Below are 23149 nucleotides of genomic sequence, written 5' to 3'. Positions count from 1 at the left end.
AATCGAAAATCTTCGCTTCCAATCGCGCCGCGGATTTCCGACGCTGGATCATCGTGCAGCAAATCGCTAAAAATAGTCATCATTCGGGGCGTCGATGTGCAGCGCCCCGCGGGGAAGCATCATGAACACGTTGCTGAATCGGCGCGGCGTCCTCAAGGCGGGGGCGGCGGCGCTGGGAGCCTTGTCCGCCCTGTCGCCCGCCCTCTCACGCCCGGCGCTGGCGGCCTCGCGCGAGTTCGTCATCGGCATTAATTACGGCCTGCCGTTCCTGCCGTTCATCGTCGCCGACAAGCTCGGCTATTTCGATGCCGCCGCGCGGGATGCCGGCCTTGCCGGCGCCACCTTCCAGCTCCGGCGCTTTTCGGTGGCCACCGCGCTCATCGACGCCATCCTCAGCCGCAACGTGCAACTCGGCACCCTCGGCAGCCAGGCGCTGCTGAACGCCTATGAGAAGACCAAGGGCGATTATCACCTGAAGGGGGTGTGCGCCTATTGGAAGGGACAGTTCCCCATCTTCTCCAACCAGCCCGAGGTAAAGAGCATCAGGGACATCCGCCCCACCGACAAGATCGCGGTGCAGGGCCCCAAGAGCGCGCAGGTGCTTTACCTGAAACGTGCGGCCGAGCACTATTTCGGCAAGGATCAGGTGAACCGCTTCGACAACCAGCTGGTGCTGCTGCCGCACTCCGAATCCGTGGTGGCGCTGACCAAGGCCAAGTCGATCCAGGCCTATGTGAGCATCTCCCCGTTTGCGGAAATCGTCTCGGCCGATCCGGGGGTGCACCAGATCGCCTCCTCGCGGGATTTCAGTAATCCCGACACCACCAACGCCTATCTCGGCGCCATCCAGTCGTTCGTGAACGACAATGCGGATATCCTGCCGGTGGTGATTGCCGCGCTGAACAGGGCCAATGCTTATATTCGCGAAAATCCAGACGAGGTGACCAACATCTATATAGAGGCCGAGCCGTCGTCCCTGCCCGTCGCGCAGATGCGGGAGGTGATCGCGCGTAATCGTGACGAATACTCCACCGTGCCCAATGGCCTCCAGGAGGCGGCGGACTTCCTGGTGCGCATGGGCGAGCTGAAGACGCCCATCAGCTCCTGGCGGGAGGTGTTCTTCCCGCCGGTCAGCGAGGGGCCCGGCAGCTGAGTCGCCCGCGCTCCGGCTCTCCGGGGAAAAGGGCCTGAACCGCCCGGCCTGAGCGCTGGCAGGCACCGCAGGCCATGCGGTGCCTACGAGCGCGCGCTTATGGGGAATGAGGCCGAGGTGGCCGCTTCACCAGGGCGGATTCCGTGCGTCCTGTCCCTCGATGGCGGCCGCCCACGAGGGGTGGGAGCCATGCGCCAGAGAGCGGCTTCCGGCAAAATTCCGCCATCGGCGGCTTAAAGCGATGGAAGGCGATAACGTCGCTGGCGCCTTCAGGCCGTCTCGTCGGACCAGCGCTGAGAGCGGAAGGCGCGGGCGATAGCGGCGGCGCGCGCGGTCATCAGGTCGTCGTCCGTGTCGAAGCCGGCCGGGTCGATATCCGCGCACGCCTCCAGCGCGCGGGCGAGCAGCCTCGCCTTGGGATATGTCGTCTCCGCCCGCCCGCCATGGCCGAAATAATCGCAGCGCGCGACCATCATCAGGCGCGTGAAGCGCTCGGGTTCGTCAAAGGCGTCGAGGCGCGCGAGCATGGCGGCGACAGGCCCCGCGCGCACCTCGGAAGTACGGTGCACCCGCTCGCATTCCCGCAACGCCAGCAAGGCGAAGTCGCGACAGGCGGGCGCAACGCCGAAGCGCGTGGCGATGGCGGCGATGCGCGGCGCGCCGCGCTCCATGTGGCGGTAATGGGCGGGCAGGTGCTCGCGCGGGGAATCGGCCTTGCCGACATTCATGGTGAGCAGCGCGAACCGCACGTCGACAGGCGCGTCCAGGGCGGCGGCCTCATCCAGGGAGCGCAGCAGCAGCTCGCCCAGGTCCACCTCGCCGGGTTCGTCCGAGATCTGCGGCACGCCGAACAGGTCGTGGACCTCCGGCAGCACGGCCTCAAGCACCCCACCCGCGCGCAGCGCCTTGAGCATGGCGGACGGACGGGGGCCCATGAGGCCGGCGGACAGCTCCCGCCAGATGTCGGTGGGCGAGATCCGGTCGAGCGCGCCGATCTCCATCTGCTCGAACATGGCGTCGAGGGTGTCGTCGTCCGCCTCCGCGCCCTCGGACAGCAGGGCGGCGAAGCGCAGGAGCCCGAGGCCGGGCTCAAGCTGCACCAGATCAGAGGGGAATGAGGGCGGGGCGCGATCCATTTCCCCAGTGGACCACCGTATGGCCGCGCCGCGCAAGATAAAGAGTGTCGCGTCTTCACCCGCACTTGCCGCGACCTTGCTGCATCGCACCCATGCGCGCTGCGGCGGCCTCAAGCCCACCGCCGCGCGCGAAATGCCGCCGTGACGCCTCTTGCCGCCCCGCCCGGCACCTGTGGCCGGAGCGCATCGGCTCCGGATTTTCCGCACCTCCGCCCGGCAGCCGTACACAATTTGTCCATAGAAGCGAGTGAGATTGCGTTATTGTCCCGCGGAACAATTCAGGAAGCCGGCATTGTGAGAGCTTTAGTGGCCATGTCTGCGTTTCTGGCGACCGGCGCGTTGGGCCTTGGCCTCGCGTGGAGCCAGATGGTGTCGTCCGCTCCGGTGGGGGATGTCGCTGCGGTGCCGGTCGTCTCCAGTGCCGCCCAGCCCGCCGTCGCGCCTTCGGCGCCGCCGGTGCGGCTCGCCCAGGCGGCGGCTCCAGCCTCGGCCGCGTCCGCGCAGGCTGCCGCCGCGCTGCTGGCGGCGCCCGTCGCCCCCGCCGCAGCGCCTGTCTCCCCTGCTGCGGTCGCACCCGGTCCCATGAGCACGCCGCTGAGCGCCGGCATGCAGGCGCCCACCGCCGCCCCGGCCGGCGGCCATCGCTTCCTGGCCTATACCTCGTGCGAGGTGGACGGGCCCTATATCGCCATCACCTTCGATGACGGCCCCAACCCGGAAACCACGCCCAAGCTGTTGAAGATCCTGGAAGCGCGCGGCGTCAAGGCCACTTTCTTCGTGGTCGGCACGCGCGCGACCGAGAATCCGGAGATGCTGCAGCGCATGGTCGCCGCCGGCCACGAGATCGGCAATCATTCGTGGAACCATCCGCAGCTGCCGAAGGTCAGCGTCGCGGAGGCGGACCGGCAGGTGGCGGATACGTCTGCGGCCATTCGCAAGGCCATCGGCAAGGACCCGATCTACCTGCGCCCCCCTTATGGCGCGATGACGCCGGCGCTGCGCAAGCATATCGAGGACACCTTCGGCCTCACCATGGTGTATTGGTCGGCCGATTCCCTCGACTGGAAGAACCGCGACGCGCAGGCCATCTACGACAAGGTGATGGCACAGACCCGGCCGGGTGGCATCATCCTGATGCATGACATCCACGCCACCACGGTCGCGGCGGTGCCGCGCGTGCTCGATGCGCTGCTGGCGAAGGGCTACAAGTTCGTGACGGTTTCCGAGCTGATCGCCATGAACAAGCCCGCGCCGCCGAAGCAGGTGGCCTCGCTCAACCCCGCGGCGCAGCCCCCACGCAAGAAGCCGAAGCCCCAGGCGGCCGCGAGCGCCAAACCGGCAGCGGCCTCGGGGCAGGCCATGGGGGCGTCCGGTGCGCCGCGTCCGGCTGCTCCCGTGAAGCGTCCGGCCCCGGTTTCCGCCTCGAACGGCAGCAGCTTGTTCTGATGCCAGGGCGAGCCGCATGGCTCGCCCTAGGGCTTTCGTGCGTGTGCGCTCGTGGTCGCCTGATTCCATAGCCCCAGCGTCGGCAGGCCGTGCGTGCCGGTTCCCTGCGGCAGATTTCCAACATCCGCTTGATCGTTCTCGGATGCGCGGCGCCGATGGTCAGGCGCGCGACCTGCTTGGCCAGGAGTTGCCATAACGCCTCGGTGCTCAGTCCCCTCCGTTCATGATGGGTTCCGGTGCGCATCTCTCATTTGGGGGATGCCGGCGGTGCCATAATGCGGCAAGGTGGCTGTGCCGGTCAGGCGTGGTGGACGTCGGCCGGGGGCGACGACGGCTACCGGGATGCACTGCGGGTCGGGCTTCCCCGGAGAAGCGCCCGCAGTGCATCGATTTTCTCCGGCGACGGGAAGGCCTCTCCCAAATCGCGTGCGGCGGGTGCTTGTCATCGCCGCGGGCTCGTGCTGAGCCTGACAGGCGCGAAAGGAAGCCAGCCATGCCCGATCACGATTTCAATGCACAGCGCCTTTGTGTGGAAGGCGATCTGCTCGAAGGTGAGGTCGTGGCCCTGCCGCCGGAGCAGGCTCATTATGTCGCCAACGTCATTCGTCTCGCGGTGGACGGGCAGCTTCTGCTGTTCAACGGGCGGGATGGGGAGTGGCGCGCGCGCCGCATTGCAGCCGGCAAGCGGGATGTGAAGTTCGAGGTGCTTGAGCGCATGCGGACGCAGCCGGCGGCGCTCACGGTGGAATATGCCTTCGCGCCCCTCAAGCACGCGCGGCTCGATTACATGGTGCAGAAGGCGGTGGAGATGGGGGCGGGCATCTTGAGCCCGGTCGTAACCCGCTACACCCAGGTTTCCCGCGTGAACCTGGAACGCATGGCCGCGAACGCCGTTGAAGCAGCGGAACAATGCGGGATCCTGACCCTGCCGCAGGTCAATCCGCCGCGCCCGCTGGTTGAGTGGGTGGCGCAGCTTCCGGCTGAGCGCGTGCTCGTCTTCTGCGACGAAGCCGCGGCGGAGAGCGATCCTGTCGCCGCGCTACGAGGCGCGCCGGCAGGGCCGGTCAGCGTGCTGGTTGGGCCGGAGGGCGGCTTCGCGCCAGAGGAGCGCGCGCTGCTGCTGCCGCGGGCGGTGACGCTTTCACTGGGGCCGCGCATTCTGCGGGCAGATACGGCTGCGGTTGCCGCGCTGGCCCTGGTGGAGGCCGCGCGTAGCGTTATGTAGTCCCCTTCGCGTGGCCCACAGAGAAGGAGAGATATTTAGAATTTGTTTTGTTTCATCTTTTTCGTGCGCTGCAAAATCAAGTCGAATCCTCGCTTCCTGAGGCTGTCATGTTGCATTGCACGCGACTTTCGTCCTCCCCATTGATGCAACCCTGGGAGCTATGCCCCATTTTTGTCGGATTTTGCGTCAGTCTTTCGGCGCTGTTGAGGCCTGCTGGGGCGAACAGGCAATCGTTTCATTATAATTTTTTGGAGGAGGCGATGTCGCAGCACTATCGATTCGGAATCGAGGAGGAGTTCTTCGTCGTCGACGCCGACACCAAGGCCGTGCAACGGCGGATGCCGCCAGGCTTCTACGAGGCCTTGAGGGAGGAACTCGGAACCTCGGTCACGGTGGAGCTGCTCCAGTCGCAGATCGAGATCGCCACCCAGCCCGCGACCACGGCGGGCGATGCGCACGAAGAGCTACGCCAGCTGCGCCAGACTGCCGGCGCCGTGGCCGCGCGCCATGGCCTGGGCTTCATCGCGGCGGGCACCCACCCCACCGCCACCTGGGACGGCGCCCGCGCCACACGTGTCGACCGCTACGACGGCCTCATGAACGATCTGAAGATGCTGGGCGAGCGCAACATGGTGTGCGGCCTGCACGTTCACGTGGAGCTGCCGGAACCGGACGACCGGGTGGATGTGATGCGGCGGCTCGTGCCCTATGTGCCGCACTTCATCGCGCTCGCCACGTCCTCGCCCTTCTGGGGCTCCAAGCAGACCGGCCTGATGGGCTATCGCCTCGCCGCCTATGACGAGCTGCCCCGGACCGGCCTGCCGGACATGTTCGAGAACAACGCCGCCTACGAGCGCTACGTGGATGCGCTGGTTTCCGCGCGGGCGATCGAGGATTCGAGCTATGTGTGGTGGGCCATCCGGCCCTCGCGCAAGCTGCCGACCCTGGAGCTGCGCGCGCCGGACAGCTGCACCCGCATCGAAGATTCGGTGGCCATCGCCGCGCTTTATCGCGCTCTGGCGCGGTTCCTCGTGCGCAACCCCCACCATAATCGCGACGTGGGCGCGGTGGACAGGGCCATCGCCGACGAGAACAAGTGGCGCGCCCAGCGCTATGGCGTCCACGGCTCGTTCGTGGACCTCGCCCAGCGGCGCGCGATCTCAGTGCGCGACGCCGTGGAGGGGCTCGTCAACCTGGTAGCCGAAGATGCGGAGGCGCTCGATTGCCTCGACGCGCTGATGCACGTGCGCACCATCGCGGAAGCGGGCACCAGCGCCGATGTGCAGATCGCCGTCTACCAGGAGGCCCAGCACCGCACCGGCAACCGCTCCGAGGCGCTCAAGGCCGTGAAGACCTGGCTCGCCGAGGCGACGCTGCAGTGAGCCCGGCCGGCGGAGGGCCGCTTGGCGCTCCGCCGGGTTCGCGCCTCAGGGCTGGAAGGGAACCACCGTCTGGCGTTGCTCGCCCAGCCCGGCCACCGAGAGGGTCACCACGTCGCCGGCCTTCAGGAAGCGCGGCGGCTTGTAGCCGAGGCCCACGCCAGGCGGGGTGCCGGTGGTGACGATATCACCGGGGTCGAGCACCATGAACCGGCTGAGATAGCTGAGCAGGAACGGCACCCGGAAGATCATGGTGCGGGTGGAGCCGTCCTGCATCCGCATGCCGTTCACCTCGAGTCGCATGGCGAGGTCGGAGGTGTCGCCCAGCTCGTCCGGCGTCACCAGCCAGGGGCCCACGGGGCCGAAGCTCTCGCAGCCCTTCCCCTTGGTCCACTGCCCGGCGCGCTCCATCTGGAAGCCGCGCTCGGAGACATCGTTGCAGATGCAATAGCCGGCGATGTGAGAAAGGGCGTCCTTCTCCTCCACATGGCGGGCGCGGGTGCCGATGACGAAGGCGAGCTCCACTTCCCAGTCGAGCTTGGTGGAATCCTTGGGGATGACGATGTCGTCGTTCGGCCCGCTGATGCAGTTCGGCGCCTTGTTGAACACTACGGGCTCGGCCGGAATGGGGTTTCCGGTCTCGGCTGCGTGGTCGGCGAAGTTGAGGCCGATGGCGATGAAGTTGCCCGGCTGCGGCACGCACGGGCCCAGGCGCGCGCCCTCGGGCGCGAGCGGCAGCACCTGGGGATCCAGCGCCGCGAGCCGCGCGAGGCCGGCGGGGGAGAGCGCCGCGCCCGAAAGCTCGGGGACATGGCCGGAAAGGTCGCGCACGCACCCCGCCGCATCGATGAGGCCGGGCTTCTCCGCGCCCTTCGCGCCGAAACGAACCAGTTTCATGCCATATGCTCCTTCGCCCCGCGCCACCGGCGGGAACTGCCGGGCCGGGCCCGGGCGCACGCTGGCGCGCGGCGGTGTCCCGGTCAATGCCGCGCGCGCCGACGTCAGGAGAATCGGAGCGTCCTGATCAGCGTCCGGCGCATGGCAATGCCATGGAGTTGGCACGTCGCCACGGTGGGCTGTGGTGCGGTCGGAAAGTTCGCGCCGGGCCCTGGAGTGCTCTCCATGGAGTGCCGGCGGCTATTTGCTTCATTCCGGCGGGTAGAAAGGGGCCATATTCAACCAAAGACTATTAGCCGCCTTTCTTGTCGTCCCCCAATACTGCCCGCCTTTCGAGCAGTGTCCGGTTTCGGGCATTCGCGCTTCCGTTTTTCGCGGTAGCGTCATAAAAGGGAATCACGACTCCGGGTAACTGCAAGCCGCATCCGCGCAAGGCCCGTGCTGCGGCTGCGGCGAGGCATCCTGGGATGCCCCGGAGGTGACTCTTGGGGGGTGGCCATGGTCGGGTTCCGAAGTGTGGAGGTCCTGGCGTGAGCGAGAGTCCGGATGCGCGACGCTATCGCGCCCTGTTTCTTTCCGACATTCACCTGGGCACCAAGGGTTGTCAGGCTGAACTGCTTCTCGACTTCCTGAAGTATCATGATGCCGAGGTGATCTATCTGGTCGGCGACATCGTCGACGGCTGGCGCCTGCGCTCCTCGTGGTATTGGCCGCAGAAGCACAACGACGTGGTGCAGAAGCTGCTGCGCAAGGGGCGCAAGGGCACCCGCATCGTCTACCTGCCGGGCAACCACGACGAATTCCTGCGTGACTATTACGGCAGCCATTTCGGCGGCATCGAGGTGATGGAGACGGCCATCCACGAGGCGGCGGACGGCAAGCGCTACCTCGTCATCCACGGCGACGTGTTCGACGTGGTGGTGCGCCATGCCAAGTGGCTCGCCTTCATGGGCGACTGGGCTTATTCCACCGCGCTGATGGCGAACACCTACGTGAACCGCGTGCGCCGCAGGCTCGGCCTCACCTACTGGTCGCTGAGCCAGTGGGCGAAGCTGAAGGTGAAGAACGCGGTGAACTACATCGGCAAGTTCGAGGAGGCGGTGGCCGACGAAGCCAAGCGCAACTCCGTCGACGGCGTCATCTGCGGGCATATCCATCACGCGGTCATTCACGATCAGTTCGGCGTGCGCTATGTGAATTGCGGCGACTGGGTGGAAAGCTGCACCGCCATCGCCGAGCACGACGACGGCCGCCTGGAGATCATCTGCTGGACACGCAACCTGAAAGCCGCGCCGGACAGCGAGTCGGATCTGGTGGAAGGACAGGCCCGGGCGGCCGCCTGATGCGCGTTCTCGTCGCCACGGACGCCTGGCATCCGCAGATCAACGGCGTGGTGCGCTCCCTGGAGTACACCGCGCGCGAGGCGGAGCATCTCGGGGCGGAGATCATGTTCCTGACCCCGCAGGAATTCCGCACCGTCCCCATGCCCACCTATAACGAAATCCGCCTTTCGCTGGCCACGCCGCGCATGATCATGCGCCGCATCGAGGCGATGCAGCCGGATTTCGTGCACATCGCCACCGAGGGGCCCATCGGCATCCTGGTGCGCCGCGCCTGCATCGCCTCGCGCCGCACCTTCACCACCTCCTACCACACCAAGTTTCCCGAATATCTCTCCGCCCGCGCCCCGGTGCCCGAGCGCTGGACCTATGCGTGGCTGCGCTCGTTCCACAATGCGGCGGGGGGCGTCATGGTCTCCACCGCGACCCTGGAGCGGGACCTTGCGGCGCGCGGCTTCAAGCGTCTCATGCGGTGGTCGCGCGGGGTGGATGCGGACCTGTTCCGCCCCCGCCCGGAGGCGACGCTGAACATTCCGCGCCCGGCCTTCCTGTTCGTGGGCCGCGTGGCGGTGGAGAAGAACATCGAGGCGTTCCTCGATCTCGACCTGCCCGGCTCCAAGGTGGTGGTGGGCAGCGGCCCGGCCCTGGAGAGCCTGAGGGCGCGCTACCCCGATGTGCATTTCCTGGGCCCGAAGGAGGGGGAGGATCTCGCACAGGTCTATGCCGCCTGCGACGTCTTCTGCTTCCCGAGCCGCACCGACACCTTCGGCATCGTGCTGCTGGAGGCGATGGCCAGCGGCCTGCCGGTGGCGGCCTATCCCGTCACCGGCCCGTTGGATGTGCTGGAGGGCGCCACCGAGCCGGTGGGCGTGCTGGACGAAGACCTGCGGACCGCCTGCCTGAAGGCGCTGGAGCTTTCCCCCGCCGCGGCACGCCGCTTCGGTGAGCGCTACACGTGGCGCGAGAGCGCGCGGCAATTCCTGGACAACGTGCTCATCGCCCACGACATCGGCCCCATCGCGCGGCGCTATCGCCTTCGGCTGCGGCGTCGGGTAGCTTCCGGGGCATGACTGCCCCTGTTCGCCTTCCCACCGCCGCCGATGTGGATGCCGCCGCCCTGCGCCTGAAGGGTGTGGCGGTGCGCACGCCGCTGGTGTTCTCGCCCGTGCTCAGTGATCGCGTGGGCGCCCGCGTGTTCCTGAAGCCGGAGACGCTCCAGCGCACCGGCTCCTTCAAGTTCCGCGGCGCCTACAATCGTATCGTGCAGATTCCGCCGGAGAAGCGCGGCGCCGGGGTGGTGGCCTGCTCCTCCGGCAATCACGCCCAGGGCGTGGCCGCTGCCGCGCGGCTGCCGGGCATGCCGGCTGTGATCGTGATGCCGCACGACGCTCCGGCTCTGAAGCGGGAGCGTACCCTTGCGCTCGGTGCGCAGGTGGTGGGCTATGACCGCGCCACTGAGGACCGCGACGCTATCGCCCGCGCCATCGCGGCCGAGCGCGGCGCCGTGATGGTGCCGCCCTATGACGATCCCGACGTGATCGCCGGCCAGGGCACGGTGGGCCTGGAGATCATGGAGGATCTTGAGGCCCAGGGGCTTTCGCCCGATCTGGTGGCGACCAACGCTTCCGGCGGCGGGCTCGTGGCGGGCATTTCCCTGGCGGTGAAGGCGCGCGCGCCGGGCGCCCGCGTCGTGGCCTGCGAGCCGAAGGGCTTCGAAGATCACGCCCGCTCGTTCCGCTCCGGGGTGCGGGAGCGCAATGCCGCGCCCACCGGCTCCTTCTGCGATGCTCTCTTGGCGCCGACGCCGGGCGAGATCACCTTCGCCATCACCCGCGATCTGGTGGGCGAGGCGGAGGCCGCCGACGACACGGAAGTGGCCCGCGCCGTGGCCTATGCCTTCACCGAGCTGAAGCTGGTGGTGGAGCCCGGCGGGGCAGTGGCCCTGGCCGCACTGCTGGAAGGCCGCCTGAAGGCTGCCGGAACGGTGGTGATCGTGCTTTCCGGCGGCAATGTGGACGCCGAAACCTTCACCCGCTGTCTTCACACCTGAGTTTTTGCGGGCGCGGTCCTGCCGGGGAATGCCGGTGGATTGTCAGCTTGAACCGCGAGTCCATGGGCGCGCTTGCGCCGTGTCTGGCTGAAATCCACCCGGCGCCGGTCAAGAAGCAGGACCATCGACGCTATATGACAATGCCATGATGTAGCGCTGCCGCAGGCTGAAACGAGACGCTCCGATTCCATGTCTTCCGCCTCGCCTCCGCCGGATGCCGGCTCCGCCCCCGAGACGGGAGAGGGTGCGCCCCCCCGCGCGCGTGCCGGCCTGAAGGTGGCGCTGGCCGCGGCCTTCGCCACCTTCTACCTGCCGCTGGGCATCCAGATGCCCTACCTGCCCCTGTGGCTGCAGCACCGGGGGCTCGATCCGCAGGAGATCGGCATCGCCATCGCCGTGCCGCTGGTGACACGTCTGTTCGCTACCCCGGTGTTGGGCATCGTTTCCGACAAGATGGGCCGCCCGCGGGCGACGCTCACGGTGCTCGCCGCCATGAGCGTGCTCACCACGGGTCTGCTGGCGCTCAGCGTCGATCCATTCGTGATCTTCGTGGTGCTGGGAGTGATCGCCCTGAGCTGGAATCCCAGCTTCGCGCTGCTCGATTCCTACGCCTCGCGCCAGGCGCGGGCGGGGCGGGCAGACTATGGGCGCGCCCGCCAATGGGGCTCGGGCGCCTTCCTGGTGGCCAATGTGGCGGGCGGCTTCCTCATCACCCTCACGGGCGCGGGCTCGGTGGTGCTGTGGATGGTGCTCGGCCATCTCTCCTATCTCGCCGCCTCCTTCCTGCTGCCGGAGCTGCCCGCTCCGCCGCACCCGGCGCCGCGGGAGGAGGGGCGCGGGCGGGTGCCGGTGGCGCTTGCGCTCGGCGTGGTCGCGGTGGCGCTGGTGCAGGCGAGCCACGCGCTGCTCTATGCCTTCGCCTCGGTGCATTGGCGGGAGGAAGGCTGGTCGCTGACGGTGATCGGCCTGCTGTGGGCGGCGGGCGTGGCGGCGGAGATCGTGTTGTTCCGCTTCGGCACGCGGCTCATGGTCCGGTTCGGCCCCCGCCGGCTCATCGCGCTCGGGGGTCTTGCCGCCGTGGTGCGGTTCGGGGCCATGGCGTTCGATCCGCCGCTAGGGCTGGTGTTCGCGCTGCAGCTGCTGCATGGCTTCACCTTCGGCGCCACTTATCTTGGCATGGTGGAGATGGTGTCACGCGGGGTCAGCGCCCATCGTTCCGGCGCGGGCCAGTCGCTTGCGGCGTGGACGGTGAACATCTTCATGTCGGCGGCCACCGTGGCTTCCGGCCCGCTATGGGTGGCCATGGGTGCCAAGGCGTTCGTGGTCTCGGCGGTGCTGGGCGCGGTGGGCGCGGTGGTGGCGCTGGGGACGCGGTGGTCTCAGCCCCACAGCTCGGGCAGCGGCGGATAGACGGTCGCATCCTCGTAGACGAGGCCGGGCGCGCGGTCGCGGGCGAGCAGCAGCGGCCCGTCGAGGTCCACCACGCGGGCGCGCTGGGCCACCAGCAGGGCCGGCGCCATGGCCAACGAACTCGCCAGCATGCAGCCCACCATCAGCTCGAAGCCCAGGCGCTCGGCTTCCTCGGCCATGGCGAGGGCTTCTGTGAGGCCGCCGGTCTTGTCGAGCTTGATGTTCACGGCATCATAGCGCCCACGCAGCGCGGCGAGCCCGGCGCGGGCATGCACGCTCTCGTCGGCGCAGATGGGAACCGGATGGGGGAACTGCGCGAGGGCGCCGTCGGCGGCGGCGGGCAGGGGCTGTTCCACCAGCTCCACGCCAACGGCGGCGCAGGCGGCGAGGAGGCCGGGCAGAGCTCCTTCTTCCCAACCCTCGTTGGCGTCCACGATAAGCCGTGCGCCGGGTGCAGCCGCCCGCACGGCTGCGAGCCGCTCGGGATCGCCGGGGGCACCCAGTTTCAGCTTCAGCAGGGGGCGGCCTGCGCGCGCGGCGGCCTGCGCCATGGCATCCGGGCTGTCGAGGCTCAGCGTGAAGGCCGTTTCCAGCGGCCGCAGCGGCGGCAGGCCGGCGGCGATGGCGGCCCGAATGCCGCTCCGCTTCGCCTCCAGGTCCCAGAAGGCGCAATCGAGCGCGTTGCGCGCCGCGCCGGCGGGCAGGCGTGCCTGCAGGCGCGCGCGGTCGAGCCCTGCGGCGATCTCGGGAGCGAGGGCGGAGATGGTGGCGGCCACATCCTCGACTGTCTCTCCATATCGCGCGTAGGGCACGCACTCGCCGCGGCCGGCGACGCCACGGTCTTCTATGCGCGCCACCACCACCACGGCTTCGGTCTTCGAACCGCGGGCGATGGTGAAGGTCCCGTTGATGGGAAAGCGCTCGACGGTTACGGAAAGGGCGGGCATGGCGTACCGGACATCCTCGAGGTGTGCCTCAAATGCCGATGTCGGCGAAAATCGGCGGGGTGGCCGCGCGAGGAGGCACCAGCCTGCGGGCGCGATGTGGTAAGCAAGACCCGTTGTGGCGGCGCGACCAGGGAATCGTAAGCCGATTCGGCTCGCCCGTGGCCATGGCCGTTGCGGACGGTCGAACGCAGATTGTCAGGTTCGCGCTAGGGAATGGGCCCACGGTGGCCACATTCCGCGGGCGGCTGTAAAGACAACCGGGTCCTGGAGAGGTCGCGTTGCCCCACACCTCGTTGATTTCCGTGCATACCCAGGATGACCGCCTGACCGTGGCGGGCCGGGGTGCCTGGACATCCGAGCATGCCGACGAGCTGGAGCATGCGGTCGGCGAAGCGGTCTCCACATACCCCTCCCCCAAGGGCGTCGACTTCGATCTCGCGGGCGTGGAGCGCATGGATACCTTCGGCGCGCTGCTGTTCGAGCGGTTGCGCCGGGCCTGGGACGAGAAGGGCATCGCCACGTCCATCCAGGGCCTCGCCCCGCGGTACAAGATCCTGCTGGAGGAGATGGCCCGCGCGGGACGCGATCCGCGCCCGGCCGCCCGCCGGCAGGAGGCCATCGTGGAGCGGTTCGGCCACGAGGTGGTGAACACCGGCGCCGACGCCATGGCGCTGCTCAATTTCATCGGCGCCACCATCGCGGCCATGATGCGGGTGGTGATGCGGCCGCGCACCTTCCGCTTCACCGCCATGGTGAACCAGCTCGACCGGGTCGGCTTCCGGGCGGTGCCCATCATCATCCTCATCACCTTCCTCATCGGCTGCATCCTGGCCCAGCAGGGCATCTTCAATTTCCGAAGGTTCGGGGCCGAGATCTACGTGGTGGACATGGTGGGCGTGCTCGTGCTGCGCGAGCTGGGCGTGCTCATCGTCGCCATCATGATTGCCGGCCGCTCGGGCAGCGCCTACACGGCCGAGCTCGGCTCCATGCGCATGCGCGAGGAGATCGACGCGCTGCGCGTCATGGGCTTCGATCCCATCGAGGTGCTGGTGGTGCCGCGCATCATGGCGCTCGTCATCGCGCTGCCGCTGCTCACCTTCATCGGGTCCATGGCGGCCATCTTCGGGGCGGGGCTCGTCTCCTGGGGTTATGGCGGCATCACGCCCGAGATCTTCATGCAGCGCCTGAAGAGCGCCATCGACATGGACCAGTTCAACGTGGGCATGATCAAGGCGCCCTTCATGGCGGCCACCATCGGCATCGTGGCGTGCCTGGAGGGCATGCGGGTGGGTGGCAGCGCGGAGTCCCTGGGTGCGCACACCACCGCCTCGGTGGTGAAGGCCATCTTCCTGGTGATCGTGATGGACGGCGTGTTCGCCATGTTCTTCGCGTCCATCAACATGTGAGGCAGGGATGGACGCGCGCACCACCCCCGCCGGAGCCGCCGCTGCCAACGGCAAGGAAGCCATCATCAAGGTCCAGGACATCGTCGTGGGCTTCGGTGACCGGATCATCCTCAATCACCTCGATCTCGACGTGTACCGGGGCGAGATCCTCGGCTTCGTGGGCACATCCGGCGGCGGAAAGTCGGTGCTTACCCGCACGATCCTGGGGCTCGTGCCCAAGCGCTCGGGCACGGTCGAGGTGTTCGGCGAGAATCTCGACGATCTGAACGAGAGCCAGCGCTCGGCGGTGGAGCGGCGCTGGGGTGTGCTGTTCCAGCAGGGCGCGCTCTTCTCCTCGCTCACGGTGAAGCAGAACATCCAGTTCCCGCTCCGGGAGAACCTGAAGCTCTCCCAGCGGCTGATGGACGATATCGCGTTCGCCAAGATCGAGATGGTGGGCCTGAAGCCGGATGTGGCGGAAAAGCTGCCGTCCGAGCTTTCCGGCGGCATGATCAAGCGCGCGGCGCTCGCCCGCTCCCTGGCGCTCGACCCGGAAATCCTCTTCCTGGACGAGCCCACCTCGGGCCTTGACCCCATCGGCGCGGGTGATTTCGACGAGCTCATCCGCACATTGCAGCAGACTTTGGGCCTTACCGTTTTCATGGTAACCCACGATCTGGATAGCCTGCACACGGTTTGCGATCGCATCGCGGCCCTGGCAGAGGGGAAAGTGATCGCGCAAGGCACAATCGAGACCATGATGCAGGCGACGCATCCGTGGCTGCGCGCCTATTTCCACGGCGCGCGCGCGCGTGCCGTGCAGCAGGGGCGCGGCTAGGGCAACCGAGAGCAAGGCATGGAAACACGGGCCAATTACACCATCATCGGAGCCTTCACGCTCGCCGTCATCGTGGCGGCGTTCGGCTTCGTGTACTGGTTCGCCGGGCCGGAGGATTCCAGTGGCCGCAAGCTCTACGAGATCGTCTTCGACGGCTCCGTCGCGGGCCTGCGACAGGGCAATTCGGTGCTGTTCAACGGCATCCCCGTGGGCCAGGTGCAGAGCCTCAATCTCGTGCCCAATGAGCCGGGACAGGTGCTGGTGCGCGTGAGCATCGACAAGTCCGTGCCCATTCTCGCCGATGCGCGCGCGGGGCTCGAATCCCAGGGCATCACCGGCATCGTCGCCGTGGGCATCCGCGGCGGCAAGCCGGACGCCGGGCCGCTTCCGATGGGGCCGCACGGCATTCCGCGCATTCCCTCCGATGGCGGCTCCGGCATGTCGGGCCTCATCAGCTCCGCCCAGGGCGTCGCGCGCAAGATCGATCTGGTGCTCCAGGCCATCAACCCGGATGAGATCGCATCCATCATCAAGAACGTGGATCAGTTCTCGAAGGCGGTGGCGGACCGCTCCAATGATGTCGCGACGCTGATCGAGCAGTCCAAGTCGCTGGTGACGCAGCTCAACGATGTCGCCGGAAGGGTGGACACCGTGGTGGTGAACCTGAAGGCGGCGACCGAGGACAAGAACGGGCTTCTGGCCCAGGCCACGGACGCCGCCACCTCCGTGCGGCAGCTCGCCGAGAATCTCGACCAGCGCACGGCGGTGCTCACCAACGAGATCAGCCGCTTCACCGGCCCCGGCCTGCGCCAGTACGAGGCGCTGGCGGTGGACGGGCGGCGCACTCTCGGCGAGATCGAGCGCGTGCTGCGCAGCATCGAGCGCAATCCGCAGCAATTCATTATGGGCGGCGGTACCTCCGTGCCCACCTACAGGCGATGAGCAGCAGCATGATCGACGCGCGGGGGAACCGTTTCGATGTCCTGGGCGGCCTCAAGGCTGGCGGGGCCTGGGGCGTCCGCGCTGCGGTTCTCGGCCTCGGCCTGCTGCTGGCGGCCTGCGGCTCCACGCCGACGCCCACTTATAATCTCTCGGCGCCGCAAGGCTTCACCGCCGGTGGGCGCGGCGAAGGGCAGCTCGTGGTGGCGACGCCCTATGCACTCGCTGCCCTCAACACCGACAAGATCTTCGTGGAGCCGGCGCCCGGCCAGATCGCCTACCTGGGCGACGCCCAGTGGGGCGACAGCCTGCCCTCGCTGTTGCAGGCGCGGATCATCCAGGCATTCGAGAACGGCAGCAGGCTCAAGCGCGTCGCCCGGCCCGGCGAGGGGGTCGTGGCCGAATACCAGCTCGTCACGGACATTCGCGTGTTCGGCCTGCGCATCACGCCCGAAGGCCCGGTGGCGGTGGTGGAGCTTTCAGCGAAGCTGATCGGCAACCAGAGCGGGCGCATCCTCGCAGCCCAGGTGTTCAAGGCCCATGTGCCCGCAGCGAGCAGCTCGGGGGCGGAGGCGACGGCGGCCCTCGACAAGGCCTCGGATCAGGTTCTCGTGGCCATGGTCCGCTGGGCGGCGGCCAAGTTCTGAGCCCCCCGGCCGGCCCGACCTCTCAGGGCCTTCTGGGCATTCGGGATGAAAAGGGCGGGCAGGCCCACGCGCGTGGACTTCGTGTCGCGTGGACTTGGTGCCGCAAGGCGCGGTGCGCGATCTGCCCGGTTCCAGAAACTGCGCGAGAAAGGGCCCGACCGTTCTCAGGACCACGCGGGCTGGGACTATCACGCTTCGGGGCGGGCCTCGCGCTGCGGGCCGCCGGTGCCCGAACCAGCGATCTCGTCGGCGCAGGCCATGAAGGCGGCAAGGGCATTGTGCGGGTGTGGGGGCCGGGCCCCGCCGCCGGTGCTCATGCCATTGGCGCTTTCACAAAAAAAGGCACAGCCTGCCCCGCTCCCCTCAAAGCGGAGCCGGGCAGGCTGTGCCCACATGCCGTGCGCGCGTGTCCCCGGGCCCGTGAGGCGCGCTCGCGGGCCCGGGGCGTCAGGACTCAGATGCCGACCTTGTTGAGCTCGCCATAGACCTCGTCGGCCCAGGTGCGCAGGTCCATCAGGCCCGCATAGGCCGACCAGATCTCGATGCCGAACTTCTCGGCAAGCTCGTTCTCGGTCGCCGCGAGGGCTTCTTCCACCGGGGTGTAGGTGCGCTCCAGGTGGGGCCACAGCTCGGAGGTGCAGCGCGGCAGGTTGATGAAGTGCAGGTTGCGCCCGGACCCCACCTTCTCGATGCGCTCGAAGCCCTGGGTGTCGAAGGTGCCGCCCACGGCGTTGCGCACCACGATGATGCTGGAGACCGGCAGCGCCCCGCCCACCACCACGTCCTCGATGAGGGTGGCGACATTCTCGATGGAGTGGCTCTCCGGCTTGGTGATGACCAAAAGGTCGATCTCCGGCGAATTGCGCTGCTGCATGATATGCGCGACGCGCCGGTGGTGCGCCCACTGCACGAGCTGGGGCACCACGTTGGCGCCGAGGTCCAGCACCGCGCCGCCGGTCAGCAGCAGACCGCCGAAACGATCCCAGTAGCGCAGGGGGGCGTTGGCGTCGTTCTCGGTCTTGGAGGAGGCGAGCTGCGACCCGATGCCCAGCTCCAGCACCTTGGTGGGGAAGAACTTTCCGATCTTGGAATGGCCAGTCCCGTCGGTGAAGTCGGCCGCGACGAGCTTATAGGACAGCTCGCGCTTCCTGAGGGCGGAGAACACCATCTGGGCAAGGGTCGTCTTGCCTTGGCCGCCGGCATAAGCGGCGCAGATATAGGTCTTCATGCGTGGGAGGCTCCCTGACTGGGCCGGAGACGGCATGCTGGCGGCAGACTGCCGGAAGATTTTACCGAAGTTCCCTTACACTTTGAAGTCGATGCTCCCGGCACGGTGTGCCGGGAGCTGTGGGCCGCTTCAGTCGAGGCGGCCGGCCACATGGGCGAGCAGGGTGTAGACCTTGCCCGAGTCCGATGTGAGGTAGGTGCGAGCGAGCACATCGCCGCGCTCGCCGGCGCTGGCCTGCTCCAGCAGGCGGTCGAAATCGCCGATGTAGCGCTTCACCTCCTCCTGGAAGCCGGGCTCCTCCTGGTAGCGCCGACGGATCGCCTCGAAGGCCTGGAGGCCGTGGAGGGTATAGATGCGCCGGGTGAAGGCGCCGCGCTGGCCGTTCAGGCGGCGGTCCCAGCACTCGGCGGCCGCAGCGGCATCGATGATGCGGCCGATGTCGGTGGTCAGCGCCTCGATGGTGTCGGGTGCCGGCCGCGGAGTGGGCCGGGCGGCCGGGCGGCGCGGGGGCACAAGGCTCTCGGGGCGGCGGCGGGGCGCGGCTTCCGGACGGGCCTCCTCAGGCCGGGCGTCCTCCTGCCGTGCTTCTGCCTGGTGCAGGTCACCGGCCGCCACCGCGAGCAGCTCGCTCAGCAGCTCCTCATGGTCGGTGAGGGGCGCCGTGAGCTCCGCTGGGGCATGGGTTTCGGCAGCGGGCTGGTGCTCGACGAGGGCGGCGGGCGCCGGAGCCGGTTCCGCCGGCAGGGGCGCGGCCTCCGCCTCGGCGCGCCGGGGCAGGGTGGGAATGCGGCGGGTCACCATCGGACGCTCAGCCGGCTCGGCCTGGACGGGGAGCACATGCTCCACCTCGCGCGCCACCGAGGCGCGGGCGAGATCCTGCACTGAGGTCCGGGCACCGGCCTCCACCACATCGAAGGCGTGGCCCTGGCGGGCGACGATCTCGTTCAGCTCGGCAAGCGCCTTGATCTGCTCGGCCACGGCGCGGCGCATGGTGGCGGCGCTGGCCTCGGTCTCGGCGGGCAGCTCCAGGATGCCGCGCTTCATCTCGGCGCGGGCGAGCTCGATGGCCTGCTGCACCTCCTCCGTCGTGCGCTTCAGCTCCCGCGCGGCGGCCGTGAACTGGGCGCCGGTGTCGCCGAACATGCGCTGCACGTCCTGCAGCGCGGCCTCATAGGTCTGCTTCAGGGCGGCGGCCATGCGCGTGCGCTCGGTGTCGGCGGCCTCGCGCATGAGGTCGAGCTGGCCTTCCATGGCCTTGGTGGAGCCGGATGCGGCCTCGGACACCACGCCGGCGATCTCGCGGGCGCGGTCCTGGGCGGCCTTGAAAGCATCCTCCAGCATGGCATGGAAGTGCTGCATGCGGCCGTCCATGTCGGTGACGCGGGCGGTCATGGCGCCGCCGAGCTCCTCCAGGGCGGCGCGGCGGGCGTTGAGGGTGGCCTCGACGCGCTCCTGGGTGGTGCCGAGAGCCTGGGAGGCCTCGCCCAGGGCGCGGCCCTGCTGCTCCAGGCGCTCGGTGAGGGTGTTGATCTCCGAGAGCGTGGTACCGGACAGGCCCTTGAGGGCGGTGATCTGGGTGTCGAAGCGCTGGGCGGTGGCGTCGGCCGTGCGGCCGATGTTCTCCACCGTGGAGCCGAAGTCCTCCACCTGGCGGGCGAAGGTGCCGGAGAAGTCGCCGAGGTTGCTCACGGCGCCGGACATGGCGTTCTGGAAGGTGGAGTTGGCCTCGCCCAGGCGCTCGATGATGGCCTGCACATCGCCCTTGAGGGCGGTATTGGTGGCGGTGATCTCCGACACGGCGCGCTGGCTGGTGCGCTCCAGGGCCACCAGGAAGGCGCCGTTCTTGTCGTCGATGAGGTGGGCGATCTCGTTCAGCCGGGTGCCGAGCGCGTCCGCCACCTTCTCGGCGTGGCCGGTGAGGGCCTGGCCGACATTGAGCGACAGGTCGGTGAGCGAGCGTTCCACCTCGGCCGCATTGCTCTTCAGCGTGCCGGAAACGCTCTCCACGCGGCTCGCGAGGGTGTCGGCGATGGCGCCGCCGCGGGCCTCCAGCTCGTTGGCGACGCCGTCCAGGCGGCCGAGCACCAGCTCCTCGATGCGGTGGACGCGGCCGTCCAGCAGGCTGGCGATCTCCTGGGCTCGGCCGCCGAGGGCGCGGTGCACCACCTCGGCGCGCTCCATGAGCGCCTCGCCCAGGGCCTTGTTGCGGCTGGCGAAGAAGCCGTCCAGCGTCTCCACCGACTTGTCGAGGGCGGCGGTGGCGCTGGTGGTGCCGTCCGCGAGCGTGCGGGCGAGGTTGACGGTGCGGCTCGCCAGGGTCTCGGTGAGGCTCTGGGCGCGCTGGTCCAGGGTCTGCTCGATGCGGGCGATGCGCTGGTCGAGGGCGCCGGCCACGTTGGAGGTGGTGGAGGCGAGGCGCTCGTCGAGATTGTCCACGGCGAGCCGCAGGTTCTCGTTCACCTCGTTCACGCGCAGGTTGATCTGGTCGATCAGCTCGGGCGCCTGCACCTTCACGGTATTGTCGAAGGCGCGCACGCCGTCGTTCACCGCCCGGGCAAAGGCCGTGCCGTCGTGGTGCAGGCGGTCCGCCAGCGCCGCGCCCTGCACGGAGAAGGCCTCGTCGATGGCCTTGAGGTGGGTGCCGAGCATCTCCTTGATGGCGTCGCCCTTGGTGCCGATGCCGGCCACCAGGGTCTCGGCGGTCTCGCGGAAGGCGTCGGTGGCCTTGCTGCCGCGGGCGCCGATGGCCTTGGTGAGCTGGTTGCCCACCGCGGACAGGCGATCGGTGACATCGGCGCTGGTCGCGGTGAGGGCGGCGGCGATCTCGTCGCCCCTGTCGGCCAGGCCCGCGCCGATCTGGGCCGCCGAGCGGTCCAGGGTCGCGGCGACGCGGTCACCCGCCTCGGCGAGGCGCTGGGGCAGGCTTTCTCCGCGCACGGCGATGGCGTCGACGATGCGCTGGCTGGTGCCCTCGATGCGTGCGGCGATGTCGCCGCCGCGGGTGGCGATGGTCTCGTTGATGACCTCGCCGGTGCGCTCCAGCTGCAGCACCAGCGCGGTGCCGCGGCTGTCGAAGTCGGAGACGGCGGCCTCGGCGGTGGCGCGGAAGAGGTCTCCGGCCATGCCGACGCGCTCGGCCAGCTCGTCGGCGCGGCCCACGATGGCACCGGTCAGGGTGTCGCCGCTCTTCTCGAGCTGTGCCACCAGCGCGGCGCCGCGGTCGTCGAAGTGGGCCACGGCGGCTTCGGTGGCGGCGCGGAAGGCGTCGCTCGCCGAGCCCACCCGCTGGGCGATGGCCTCGCCCTGGCTGGAGAGCGAGCCGGTGATGGTCTCACCGGAGCGCTCGAGCTGCGCCACCAGGGCGGCCCCGCGGTTGTCGAAGTCCGCCACGGCGGCCTCGGCGGCCGCGCGGAACGCGTCGCTGGAGCTGCCCACGCGTTCGGCGATGGCCTCGCCCTGGCTGGAGAGCGAACCGGTGATGGTCTCGCCGGAGCGCACGATCTGCGCCACCAGGGTGGCGCCGCGGTTGTCGAAGTCGGCGATGGCGGCCTCGGTGGCCGCGCGGAAGGCATCGCTGGTGCCGGCGATGCGCGCCGCCACCTCGGCGCTGCGGTCGCCGATGTTCCGGCCGATGGCCTCGCCGCTGGTCTCCAGATGCTTCACCAGATCGGCGCCGCGGGTGCCGAAATCGGCCACGATGGCCTCGGTGGCGCCGCGGAAGGCTTCGCTCGCGGCGTCGATGCGGGCGGCGATCTCGACGGTGAGGTTGCCGCCGTTTTCCGCCAGCGTGTCGTCGATGTTCTTCTTCAGGCGTTCCAAGTTGACGTTGACGTCCTCGCCCCAGCGGTCGATCAGCACCGCCACGTCGGAGGTGGTGGACAGCAGGTTGGAGGCGAGGTCGTCGGTGCGCGACTTGAGCGTCTGCACCATGGCGTCGGCGGAATTGGAGAGATCCTGGCGGATCTCGGTGCCGGTGATCTGCAGGCGGTCGATCAGCTCCGTGCCCTTGGCGGTGAGGCCGTCGATCATGGAATCGCCCACGCGGGCGAGGGCGGAGGTGATGTGCTCGCCCTTCTCGCCCAGGATCTCGGTCACGCGTTCGCTGGCGATGAGCATGGTCTCGTGGATGCGGGCGGAGGCGTCGCGCACCTCGTTGGAGAGCACGGTCTCAGCGCCGGCGATGCCGTCGCGCAGGCGCTCGGTCTCGATCTGGATGTTGTGGCGCTCGGCCTGGAGCTCGTCGATGAGGGTGCGGATGCGCACCTCGTTGTCCTCGTAGGCGCGCTCCAGAAGCGAGACCTCTGTGCGGACCATGGCTTCCAGCTCGCCGGCGCGGGAAACGGCGCGGTCGAGCCCGTCGCCCATGGCCGCCACCTCGCGGCGCACCGCCTGGCCCACATTCACCACGGTGTCGGTGGCCAGGGCTTCGGGCTCGGCGAGGCGCATGGCCACCTCGGCCATGGAGCGCGCGATGGCCTGCAGCTCCTGCGAGCGGCGGATCAGCACCGCCATGCCGAAGAAGGCCAGCGGCGGCACCAGGATGGAGGCGAACACGCCGAGTAGCACCGGCGAGTTGGCGAGGGACTGGATCCCTTCCGAACTCGCAATCAGGCCCCGGTGGTAGGTGTAGGCGAGGGCGACGCCCACGGCGACCCATAGCAGCGAAACGGCCGCCGCCCACCAGTAGGGCGCGGCCGAGGGGCGCCGCTGAAGCTGGTTCACCACGCGGCCCACGCTCTGGCGATCGTCATTGGCGGCACGGCGGTCGGCGGTGCGGCGGGCGGTGTCGCGGCGCGGCTCGGCCTCGGCGTCGCGCTGGGCGCGCCGGCCGATGGGCCGCACGCCGGGCGCGGGCAGGGGACGATCCGGCGGGGGCAGGGGACGATCGGCTATGGCGAGGGGCTCCTGCTCCTCGGGCTCCGGCAGGTCGGGTGCGGCCATCTCCACCTCCTGCGGCTCGACGGGCTCTGTCTCCCGCGCCGCGCGGGCCTGCTGGGCGTTGTCCAGCTCCAGCGTCAGCGCCTCCTGAATCGCCGAGAGGGCGACCTCGGTCGGATCCTGGATCTTCATCGGAGTCTTCATGTCGCCGTCGCCTTTGCCTTCGGAGCAGGCGCCCGGCATCACCTGCC

The 23149-nt window shown here is 68.9% G+C and carries 17 protein-coding genes; 12 read left to right on the top strand and 5 right to left on the bottom strand.

From position 1 onward, the window contains the following. The first annotated feature begins 121 nt into the window (after nt 1-121). A complete protein-coding gene (locus V5F61_RS10345; RefSeq protein WP_393988346.1) occupies nt 122-1153 on the top strand; it encodes an ABC transporter substrate-binding protein in 1032 nt (343 codons plus the stop codon). 269 nt (nt 1154-1422) lie between these two features. Here V5F61_RS10345 and V5F61_RS10340 read toward each other — a convergent pair whose 3' ends face one another. Continuing rightward, the gene (locus tag V5F61_RS10340; RefSeq protein WP_393988345.1) at nt 1423-2289 is read right to left on the bottom strand and encodes a tRNA nucleotidyltransferase; all 867 of its coding nucleotides are present in this window, start codon (nt 2287-2289) and stop codon (nt 1423-1425) included. A gap of 312 nt (nt 2290-2601) precedes the next feature. On the opposite strand from V5F61_RS10340, the gene V5F61_RS10335 reads away from it, so the two are divergent. From V5F61_RS10335 to V5F61_RS10325, 3 genes are all read left to right on the top strand, one after another. After that, on the top strand, nt 2602-3735 hold the full coding sequence (locus V5F61_RS10335) for a polysaccharide deacetylase family protein (protein WP_393988344.1): 1134 nt from the start codon (nt 2602-2604) through the stop codon (nt 3733-3735). Between the two features lie 493 nt (nt 3736-4228). Continuing rightward, nucleotides 4229-4960: a 16S rRNA (uracil(1498)-N(3))-methyltransferase gene (locus V5F61_RS10330; RefSeq protein WP_393988343.1), complete on the top strand. Its 732-nt coding sequence runs from the start codon at nt 4229-4231 to the stop codon at nt 4958-4960. 260 nt (nt 4961-5220) lie between these two features. Next, complete coding sequence (locus V5F61_RS10325) at nt 5221-6342, top strand: carboxylate-amine ligase (protein WP_393988342.1); 1122 nt, start codon at nt 5221-5223, stop codon at nt 6340-6342. A 45-nt stretch (nt 6343-6387) separates the two neighbouring features. On the opposite strand, the gene V5F61_RS10320 is transcribed toward V5F61_RS10325, so the two are convergent. After that, entirely contained in the window at nt 6388-7236 is an 849-nt protein-coding gene (locus tag V5F61_RS10320; RefSeq protein WP_393988341.1) for a fumarylacetoacetate hydrolase family protein, read from the bottom strand. A 530-nt stretch (nt 7237-7766) separates the two neighbouring features. Between V5F61_RS10320 and V5F61_RS10315 the strand changes: the two genes are divergently transcribed. From V5F61_RS10315 to V5F61_RS10300, 4 genes are all read left to right on the top strand, one after another. Further along, nucleotides 7767-8579 carry a UDP-2,3-diacylglucosamine diphosphatase gene (locus tag V5F61_RS10315; protein WP_393988340.1) on the top strand — a complete coding sequence of 271 codons (813 nt, stop codon included), beginning with the start codon at nt 7767-7769 and terminating at the stop codon, nt 8577-8579. After that, a complete protein-coding gene (locus V5F61_RS10310) occupies nt 8579-9646 on the top strand; it encodes a glycosyltransferase family 4 protein (RefSeq protein ID WP_393988339.1) in 1068 nt (355 codons plus the stop codon). The genes V5F61_RS10315 and V5F61_RS10310 overlap by 1 nt, the downstream gene beginning before the upstream one ends. Next, entirely contained in the window at nt 9643-10626 is a 984-nt protein-coding gene (locus V5F61_RS10305) for a threonine ammonia-lyase (protein WP_393988338.1), read from the top strand. Before V5F61_RS10310 ends, V5F61_RS10305 begins: the two co-directional genes overlap by 4 nt. A gap of 189 nt (nt 10627-10815) precedes the next feature. Further along, complete coding sequence (locus V5F61_RS10300) at nt 10816-12036, top strand: MFS transporter (protein ID WP_393988337.1); 1221 nt, start codon at nt 10816-10818, stop codon at nt 12034-12036. Here V5F61_RS10300 and dgcA read toward each other — a convergent pair. Further along, entirely contained in the window at nt 12006-12983 is a 978-nt protein-coding gene (dgcA, locus tag V5F61_RS10295) for an N-acetyl-D-Glu racemase DgcA (protein WP_393988336.1), read from the bottom strand. The two genes, V5F61_RS10300 and dgcA, sit on opposite strands and share 31 nt — an antisense overlap. A gap of 278 nt (nt 12984-13261) precedes the next feature. Here dgcA and V5F61_RS10290 point away from each other — a divergent pair, with 278 nt between their 5' ends. Genes V5F61_RS10290 through V5F61_RS10275 form a run of 4 tightly spaced genes read left to right on the top strand, consistent with a single transcriptional unit; the run spans nt 13262 to nt 16792 of the window. Beyond that, nucleotides 13262-14389, top strand: a complete 1128-nt coding sequence (locus V5F61_RS10290) for an MlaE family lipid ABC transporter permease subunit (protein WP_394104035.1) — start codon at nt 13262-13264, stop codon at nt 14387-14389. A gap of 7 nt (nt 14390-14396) precedes the next feature. Continuing rightward, nucleotides 14397-15206, top strand: coding sequence for an ABC transporter ATP-binding protein (locus V5F61_RS10285; protein WP_393988334.1), 810 nt, complete (start codon nt 14397-14399; stop codon nt 15204-15206). Nucleotides 15207-15224: 18 nt separating this feature from the next. Further along, on the top strand, nt 15225-16148 hold the full coding sequence (locus tag V5F61_RS10280) for an MlaD family protein (protein ID WP_393988333.1): 924 nt from the start codon (nt 15225-15227) through the stop codon (nt 16146-16148). An 8-nt stretch (nt 16149-16156) separates the two neighbouring features. Next, nucleotides 16157-16792 (top strand): ABC-type transport auxiliary lipoprotein family protein, encoded by a 636-nt coding sequence (locus tag V5F61_RS10275; protein ID WP_393988332.1) that lies wholly within the window; start codon nt 16157-16159, stop codon nt 16790-16792. A 454-nt stretch (nt 16793-17246) separates the two neighbouring features. Here V5F61_RS10275 and V5F61_RS10270 read toward each other — a convergent pair whose 3' ends face one another. Then, on the bottom strand, nt 17247-18020 hold the full coding sequence (locus tag V5F61_RS10270; protein WP_393988331.1) for a hypothetical protein: 774 nt from the start codon (nt 18018-18020) through the stop codon (nt 17247-17249). Between the two features lie 129 nt (nt 18021-18149). Then, the gene (locus V5F61_RS10265; protein ID WP_394104034.1) at nt 18150-23090 is read right to left on the bottom strand and encodes an apolipoprotein A-IV repeat region-like domain-containing protein; all 4941 of its coding nucleotides are present in this window, start codon (nt 23088-23090) and stop codon (nt 18150-18152) included. Nucleotides 23091-23149: the final 59 nt, after the last annotated feature.

Origin of the sequence: Xanthobacter sediminis, from assembly GCF_043195015.1 — a bacterium.
Lineage (GTDB): Bacteria > Pseudomonadota > Alphaproteobacteria > Rhizobiales > Xanthobacteraceae > Xanthobacter.
This window is presented reverse-complemented; position numbering and strand designations above follow the sequence as displayed.